Origin of the sequence: Chryseobacterium sp. SN22 (assembly GCF_008329705.1) — a bacterium.
In the GTDB taxonomy this organism is placed as follows: Bacteria; Bacteroidota; Bacteroidia; order Flavobacteriales; family Weeksellaceae; genus Chryseobacterium.
Genome location: NZ_VTSX01000050.1, coordinates 1 through 7,844, shown reverse-complemented (window position 1 = coordinate 7,844; position 7,844 = coordinate 1). Strand labels below are relative to the sequence as shown.

Annotated in this window: 9 protein-coding genes; 3 read left to right on the top strand and 6 right to left on the bottom strand. The window is 35.0% G+C overall.

All coding sequences use genetic code 11. From position 1 onward, the window contains the following. Positions 1-146: 146 nt before the first annotated feature. Positions 147-275, top strand: a complete 129-nt coding sequence (locus FY557_RS20515; RefSeq protein ID WP_262713563.1) for a hypothetical protein — start codon at positions 147-149, stop codon at positions 273-275. 100 nt (positions 276-375) lie between these two features. On the opposite strand, the gene FY557_RS19815 is transcribed toward FY557_RS20515, so the two are convergent. The 6 genes from FY557_RS19815 to FY557_RS19795 form a co-directional block, all read right to left on the bottom strand. Beyond that, positions 376-1,092, bottom strand: coding sequence for a hypothetical protein (locus FY557_RS19815; RefSeq protein ID WP_149248954.1), 717 nt, complete (start codon positions 1,090-1,092; stop codon positions 376-378). After that, positions 1,061-1,282 carry a DUF2188 domain-containing protein gene (locus FY557_RS19810; protein WP_149248953.1) on the bottom strand — a complete coding sequence of 74 codons (222 nt, stop codon included), beginning with the start codon at positions 1,280-1,282 and terminating at the stop codon, positions 1,061-1,063. Before FY557_RS19810 ends, FY557_RS19815 begins: the two co-directional genes overlap by 32 nt. Positions 1,283-1,556: 274 nt before the next feature. Continuing rightward, positions 1,557-2,834 (bottom strand): hypothetical protein, encoded by a 1,278-nt coding sequence (locus FY557_RS19805; RefSeq protein ID WP_149248952.1) that lies wholly within the window; start codon positions 2,832-2,834, stop codon positions 1,557-1,559. Positions 2,835-2,900: 66 nt separating this feature from the next. After that, a complete protein-coding gene (locus tag FY557_RS20510; RefSeq protein ID WP_262713562.1) occupies positions 2,901-3,029 on the bottom strand; it encodes a hypothetical protein in 129 nt (42 codons plus the stop codon). Positions 3,030-3,291: 262 nt separating this feature from the next. Next, positions 3,292-3,651, bottom strand: coding sequence for a hypothetical protein (locus tag FY557_RS19800; RefSeq protein WP_149248951.1), 360 nt, complete (start codon positions 3,649-3,651; stop codon positions 3,292-3,294). A 587-nt stretch (positions 3,652-4,238) separates the two neighbouring features. Further along, complete coding sequence (locus tag FY557_RS19795; RefSeq protein WP_149248950.1) at positions 4,239-4,673, bottom strand: helix-turn-helix domain-containing protein; 435 nt, start codon at positions 4,671-4,673, stop codon at positions 4,239-4,241. A 143-nt stretch (positions 4,674-4,816) separates the two neighbouring features. Here FY557_RS19795 and FY557_RS19790 point away from each other — a divergent pair, with 143 nt between their 5' ends. Both FY557_RS19790 and FY557_RS19785 read left to right on the top strand, forming a co-directional pair. Beyond that, complete coding sequence (locus tag FY557_RS19790; RefSeq protein WP_228451849.1) at positions 4,817-5,692, top strand: RNA polymerase sigma factor; 876 nt, start codon at positions 4,817-4,819, stop codon at positions 5,690-5,692. Between the two features lies 1 nt (position 5,693). Continuing rightward, a complete protein-coding gene (locus FY557_RS19785) occupies positions 5,694-6,788 on the top strand; it encodes a hypothetical protein (protein WP_149248949.1) in 1,095 nt (364 codons plus the stop codon). The last annotated feature ends 1,056 nt before the right edge of the window (positions 6,789-7,844 follow it).

Below are 7,844 nucleotides of genomic sequence, written 5' to 3'. Positions count from 1 at the left end.
CTTTCTGGCGCAAGCCTCCGCTTGTGCCAAATAAAAAATTATCGCTTTAAGATTATCTTTTATTGTTATGATACAAATATATGTAAATAGGGGCGTAAAATAACGTGCACAAGTGAGACGTTCGCACCAGTATTGAGAATATAGGAATGCAGAAATTAGGTCTCGTTTGGCTTTGCAACGAGATTGAAAACCCTCAGAAGATAAGCTGGAAGTTGGGCGTCTGCGTTCTGCTTCCAGCCGAAAACCAACAGCAGGATAAGCCTATAGAAATCTAATATATTTATTCAAAGTTTTTTATAGATGTAGGTGGTATTGTAAAAGAAAGAAGCTGGACAAATGTCCAGCTTCTTAATGCTAAGCGTGCATTTTATTGTACTAAGCAGCATCCCAAATTTTTAGTATTTCTAAACATTCTTGTTTATATCTACCTACGATATTTTTTTTTGCATTTGAATTAGTAATAAATCCATTTCCAAAAATATCCAACGAAATACAAAATTCAGGTAAGACTACTTGATTATGTACAGCTACATTAAATTCAAGATATTTACAAATTCCTGATGCGATTACTTGCTGTTGTTCAACGTCAAAAACATTAGATTTACTAACATGTAATTTTACTCCACCTAAAACCTCTTTTCCATCCACAACTGTTTTAAAAATGATTTCTGGCGCAACAATTATTGACAACCCATTAACATCAATTTCGCTTTTAAAATCTTTAACATTTAAAAATGTTGTTTCATTACTTTTAAGAACTATAGGAATTTTCATCCTCAAAAATTTCTCTAATGCCTCAATTGATACAGCTTTGTCACTAATCTGTTTTTTAGTTACAGGCACTCTTTCAGATAATTTGTCCAAAGCATCCCTAATATGCTGTATAGAGCCATTGTCCGTTAAAGTTTTTCTGATTCTAGCTTTTGCTAATTGATAATATGACACTCGAAAAAGATTAGGTTTTTTTTGATCTCTAATAATCCTCTTCCTTTTTGCCTCAGAAGCTTTTATAAAATCAGCATACTGATTTATTGAAATAGTACATTTGCTACTCATAATCCTAGCCTTTAGGTGGATACTTATCATTTCCATAAGAGTTTTTTTCTCTTATTTTTCCATCTTTTCCGTGTATTATTAATTCTATATTAGCATTAATAGCCACTGGCTTTGCAATGTTAATTGCCTTTTCTTGCGTATCTACTGTCCTGTACGCTTTCTTACTGCCGGATGTTTTTACATCCCAATTTGTTCCATTAGGAACAACATGAACTGTTTTCTTCATAATACGAAATATTTAAATAAACAGCATCAAAATTTGTTTTTTTTAAAAAAAAATTGTACATTTGCAGTCTTAAAACGGATCAAGTTTTAAACTTAAAAATTACAAATAAATTACGATGCTGTTTAGCATTAAAGTTTATTTTTTCTATTTATATACCAATATATATTTTCTGCCATATTTTCCATTTAGGCTATTTTGTCATGTTTTATGACAGATATTTACCTATCTCACTTTTTCATTTTATTTGTTATCTTAAAGCAAACGTCCTCTAAGATTACTCTAAACTGTTTTTTCCATATAACAAAACATTAGAAATTAGGTATCTTAATTTAAATTTTAAATCAAAATCCATATCAATAACCTCTGCCCTCCCACACATATCCAAAAGCTTTGCTAAATTATCAACACTTTGTACTGCACTTCTTTTAAACAAATCCTTGAGTTCTCTGACATTCTTGAAAGGACTATTATTCGTAACTAATCTTTCTTCTATTTTTGCCCTAAGCTCATCATAATTCTTAGTTTTATAAAACCCTTTAAACGTTGTAACAAATTCATTAGTTGAATAAATAACTTCACTCATAGAATCTATGGTTGTTAATACAGTCCCAATTGATGTACCATGTGAAACTGATGTTTTAGTAGTTACATCTTCTTTTATTTTAGGGAATATATAAATCTCTCTTTCAGTGTTTTGTAAACTTGTAATTTTGAGGGTTTGAGTGAAAGACAGAGACTTGTTACCTAAATCATTATTACGAATACTTATCGAAGAAGAAATGTGACTTTCAATTTCTTCAACATAGATAGAATCATTTGCAGAAACTATAATATCAATCTTTGACTCGTTCAGAGACAAAGATGTAATTGAAAAATTTAAACCTTTATCGTTTTGCATAGCTTTATGTAAAGCTAACATAGCCACAACAAAAGAAAATGCAACACCATACTCATTGTATAAGTCAGAAGTGATGCTTCGGAGATACATATTATTGGACTCCTTAACAAACCTATAATTCTTTCTTTTATTTAATTTTTCATTAATAGAGAATTCAGTTTCCCATGATTTATTTAGGTTTTCCAAAGGTCTTGTAAAGCCATTCTTTTTTAAGTAATTTATATGTTTTGATAGTTCTCTATCCTTATAAAACATATTAACTGAATCATATTCTGCTTTTGCAATAATTTGAGATAGTACCTCTCCTTCATTGTTGAAAGGTTCATCAATAACAAAATACATTTCATTCTCTTTAGTGGTCTCATTTTGTTCAATATAAGTATCTACATTTTTGCTAAAGGCATAATAATTTACATACTCAAATTTTTCAGTAATGTATTTAACATAATCGTAAGCTATGTCAACATTTCCAATTATTATGTAATTATCCAGTGCCTCTTCTAATCCAAAATGCTTTTTTATATCTTGCTGATAAGAAGCATCCGTTACTAATTCAAGAAGTTTACTAATTTTTAATTTACCTTCTTTGTTGTGCCCTTTTATATCTGGCACAAATACTTGTTTAAACCTTTCGTTAAAAATTTCTTTTGTCATTGTTTATAATTTTAATCGTTAATAAAATGCACTTTTATGGAAAAATGCAAAAAACCCCCTTAATTTCTACTTTTTCTTTTCTCTTTGGCTCAAAGCACTTGCTGCAACAGATTTTGTTACTTTAGAATACTTCGGACTCTTGAGAATTTTAGAAGCTGTAGAAGCAATTGATTTGCTTGTTGCTTTCTTTGCCATTATTCACTGTTTTAGTATTATACCTTATATTACTGACAAGGATATATCAGTGAAGTTAGGGGTCATGCTTTTGACTCTGGAAAATTTAACAATATTTAAACACTATTTAAACATCGTTTAAATGCTATTTAAACAAATTATTATTATCTTTGCAAAACAAAAGCAGGTTATCATGATAACTTCAAATCATGACTAACTCTTTGTAAAAACCTCAAGAAGTCCCACCGTGAGAAAGTCTGGACTTCTTTTTTGTATATGTATTCTATTTAGTTATCACCCTCTTTATCATTTTCATAATCTTTTTGTTTTCAGTTTTAAATAAATCAAAAATTGTAGTGTTCTTTGACCTGTAATCAATGTCTAAATCATCCTCTAACAATGCTTTTGCAGACACATAATAGTAGTCTCCTGCTTTAGCAACATTATACGTTTCATTATCCTTTTCGTTTGAGACAATTATAAATAATTCTCCTTCTTTGTTCATTCCGAACTTGCAAAATTTATTAGATTCTAATTCTAACTGCTCCATAGCTCCTTTAGAGAATCCTAATTTCCCAGTCTTGTGTACTGTTATTTTAGAAACTAAAGCAGATTCCTTAGGTTTCAATATTTTAAGTTCCATAACAATCTCTTTATATTGTACAAAATTAGAACTCTATTTTTAATTGTGCAAGTTTTTAATTTATTCTTGTTAATTTTTTTTTCAATTTATTTTGCCTTTTACGGTTTACCATAATTTCAACCCTCTCTTAACATAGTTTACTTATTTATTTTAGTCCTCCTAAATTCTCTTGTGTTGTTGTTGTTATTATTAGAATACTCTCTTATTACCCTTCTTCTTAACATTATCTTAACATTAGCCTTTAATGAACAATTGTCATACTGTATATATAGTATACATGTCATACAAATAAAATATCCCTTATATTTTTTTGCTTACTCACTATAAAAAAGGTAGCTCTATTATCTTTAAGAGATTTCAAAATTTATGAATTTTATTTATTTTTTTTCAAAAAGTATCACATTTAGAAATGTCTAAATGTGATACAAATTTAATATAATACCAATTCTAATCTTAACATTTTAATATTTCAATATCTACCATTATAACCTCATTCATAATATCAATTTTATTAGGAATCTTATAGAATTTTACAAAACAAAAAGGACCGCCCTCCTAGACAGTCCCATATTATAAAATTTCAATTTCTAATCCCTCATCACTTTCCTAACCAACTCCTCAATCAGCCTACTCTTCTCCTTTTCTGTTTCCAACAAACGCTCATACAGCTTTCTGTTCTCTTCATAGGATTCCATCAGCTTATCCAGCGGATTGAAAGTAGGATAATAATTTAATGAACTCGCTATTAATGTCGAGTGGTCATTACTGGTATTATGATAAGTATTGGCAATAATATTAAAAAACGCATCCTCAGAAAAATTCTTCAGGGCTTCCACAGAGATTTCCAATGCTTTGGCAATCGGTTCCAGTTTGGTATCTTCCAGTGCTTCGGCGTTTTCAAACAATGATATTTTCTGCTGGCTGACGCCTAAGAGTTCGGCCAGGGTTTCCTGCTTCATGCCGCGCATTTCCCTGATTCTTGCGATGTTCCTCCCGATATGTTTCTGTGCTGTAGCTGCCATGGGCTAAAGATTTAAAACAAAGATATAAAATTATAAGCTATTCTGCCAGTCCGGTTTTTTACATTTTCCGTTTGGTAATATACATTCGTCCGTAGTTCGGCACCCGGGTTGGTATGGCCAACTTGCTGAAAAATTTTATCACCATGCCACACCCTATCACCATCCCTAAAACACATCCCTATCACCAGAAACTGACGGATAGGATGAAAAGAACAAACCCTTTACCCCGCAAATTGACCGATCTTCAGCTGTACGAACTGCTGAAAAAAGGCAATCCGGCCTCTTTGGAACATATTCATCTACGGTACAAAAGACTTTTGTTCTGGCTCGGAAAACAGATGCTTGACGATGATTTTGTCGTGGAAACCTTGGTGCAGGATGCCTTCCTCAAACTCTGGCTGCACCGCGATTCCATTGAAACCCCGAATCATATTCTCTGCTTTTTACGGTTTGTTATGAAAAGAGACTGTATAACATATTTCAATGCCCCGAAAAACAAATTCGCACGCTTAACGGCTTCCCTTGAACGTTTTGAGAATTACCAGGATTACCTTGCAGGATATGACCCGATGCAGGATCAGGAGTATCTCCTCCGCCAGGAGTCTGATCAGAAAAATTTTGATGAAGTGAATAAGGTGTTAAACGTACTGGATCCCAAAAGAAGACACCTGATCGGACTTTGCCTTGCCTATGGCTTTCAGTACAAACCCATTGCCGAGGCCATGGGAAGCAGCGTAAAGGACATCAGCAATGAAGTGGGCAGGGCCATCACTGATCTGCGGAAAATTTTGAATAGAAGTTCTTTTGAACAGACACAGGAAAAAGCTTGCGATAACGAAGAGCAGCCGGATACACTCAGCAGCCGGCAGCTTGAGATCTTAAAAAGAAGGTTTGAGCATAAATCTTCATTTGCAGTCATTGCCCGGGAACTCAGGCTGTCTGAAAAGGAAGTCCACCAGGAATTTTTATACGCTTATCAATATGTCCAGAAGAACAACAGGTGCTTAAAATCTTTCTGATATGGAAAAATCCACCATGACCCTTACCCGGAAAATCCAGCTGCTGATCGATCTTCCTGCACATGAACAAAAAGAGATGTGGGAAAAACTCTGCCGGTATCAGAATCGCTGTTTCCGGGCCGCTAACTTCATTGTTTCCCACCTGTATGTCCAGGAAATGATCAAGGATTTCTTTTACCTCACCGAAGACATCCGATACAAGCTGGCGGATGTAAACAAAGAGGAGATGGGAATGTTTAACCGCTCAAAAACGAATACGACTGCAAGAATGGTCTTCGACCGTTTCAAGGGAGAGATCCCGACCGATATCCTGGGAAGCCTGAACAATACGATTCAATCCACCTTTTCCAAAAACAAAGCCGACTACCAGCAGGGAACCAAATCACTGAGGAACTTTAAGAAAGACATTCCCATCCCGCTCCCGGTAAAATGCATCAGCAGAATGAGGTATGACCCTGAAAAGAAAGCCTTCTGCTTCAATATGTTTGCGGTTCCGGTGAAAACCTATTTGGGAAAGGACTATTCGGATAAGCGCCTGGTCATGGAACGCCTGTTAAGGGGAGAGATCAAGCTCTGCACCTCGCAGGTCCAGCTGAAAGCCGGGAAAATCTTCTGGCTCGCCGTATTTGAATTTGAAAAGGAAAACCATCTTTTAAAACCCGGAATCATTGCAGAAGCTTCGCTGTCCCTGGAACATCCCATCGTCGCAAAAGCCAACAACGTACGGATCAACATTGGGTCAAAAGAAGAGTTTTTATACCGCAGGCTGGCCATCCAGGCCCGGCAGAAAAGGGTTCAAGCCGGTATGGCCTATGCCCGTTCCGGGAAAGGAGCGAAACGGAAACAGAAAGCATTGTACAAAACAGAAAACCTGGAAAGCCGGTATGTCAGCCACCGGCTTCATGTATACAGCCGGCAGCTGATCGATTTCTGCATCCGCCAGCAGGCAGGCACCCTGATCCTTAAAAACCAGGAAGACAGGATTGGCATTGCCAAGGAGCAGGAATTCGTGCTCCGCAACTGGAGTTATTATGAACTGCAGGCCAAGATCAGATACAAAGCCGAAAAAGCAGGGATCGAACTGATCATCGGATAGCTGAAAAAAAACAACGAGGGTGCCTGTACACCCGCAGGGTGAGGTTGTCATAGGAAACACTCACTAAATACTTTAGAATATATACAGCGGCGTGGGCTCTTTTTTTTTTACGTATTGATTAGTAAGGAAATAACTAAAGATTCTGGTTTTTAAGTGCTGCCGGGGTCTGTTAATCAACTGCCTGTCATCCAGTGATCAAGCCTGCCATTCCACGGCTCTTCCTGTTTCAGAATTAGTCAAAAATCATCCGACCTGTCTTTTCATCGGATTATGATTTAAAAGCCTCACCGCAATTGCGGTGAGGCTTTTATTGATCATGTATCAGAAGTTGAGAATTAAGGTTTGAGAAATCTCTTAAAAAGTTTTGGATATCTGATTTCGTCTTCAATAAATTTCCATTCACTCCATTAATTTTTATTTCATTGTTAATTCGAAGGGACCATTGTCTTATATCTCTGTCTAACTCATAAAAACAGGTTTCAATTGTAACGATTGAAGACAAACCCGGTTTTGAGAAGCTCCATCTGATCAATCAGCCCGACGAAGAACACCGGTCCATGATCTTTAAACTGGCCGATCAAATGCTTACAACCAAAAAATTCAAAGACTTCTTTAATAAAAATGTAGCCGCTTTATAATACATAAACCCCACCGCTTTGCGGTGGATTTATTACTATAAGCACGAGCGGAGGGATATCGCAGTCCTGGAACAGCTAAAGCTCATCAATGAACTTGATGTCGAAGAAAAAAATATACTTTCAAAACTTATTGAAACTTTTATTTCTAAGAACGCTTCAAAGATTATCTACAGAAAATATTGCTACACTTTAGTTTCGTTTTGTAACAGAAAACAAAACTGCTTTATAAAATACAAAACCCACCGCAAAAACGGTGGGTTTCTTTTTACTTTATTCAAAATTTTCTTTGCTAATCTTGGCCAATAAAATAAAGCAACATGTCTAGAACATTACTAAATACACTATTTCAAATTTTCATTTTGTGGAAATGTAAAATCGAAGAAGATTTCTGAATAATCTTCGCTAAAAAAGAATAATC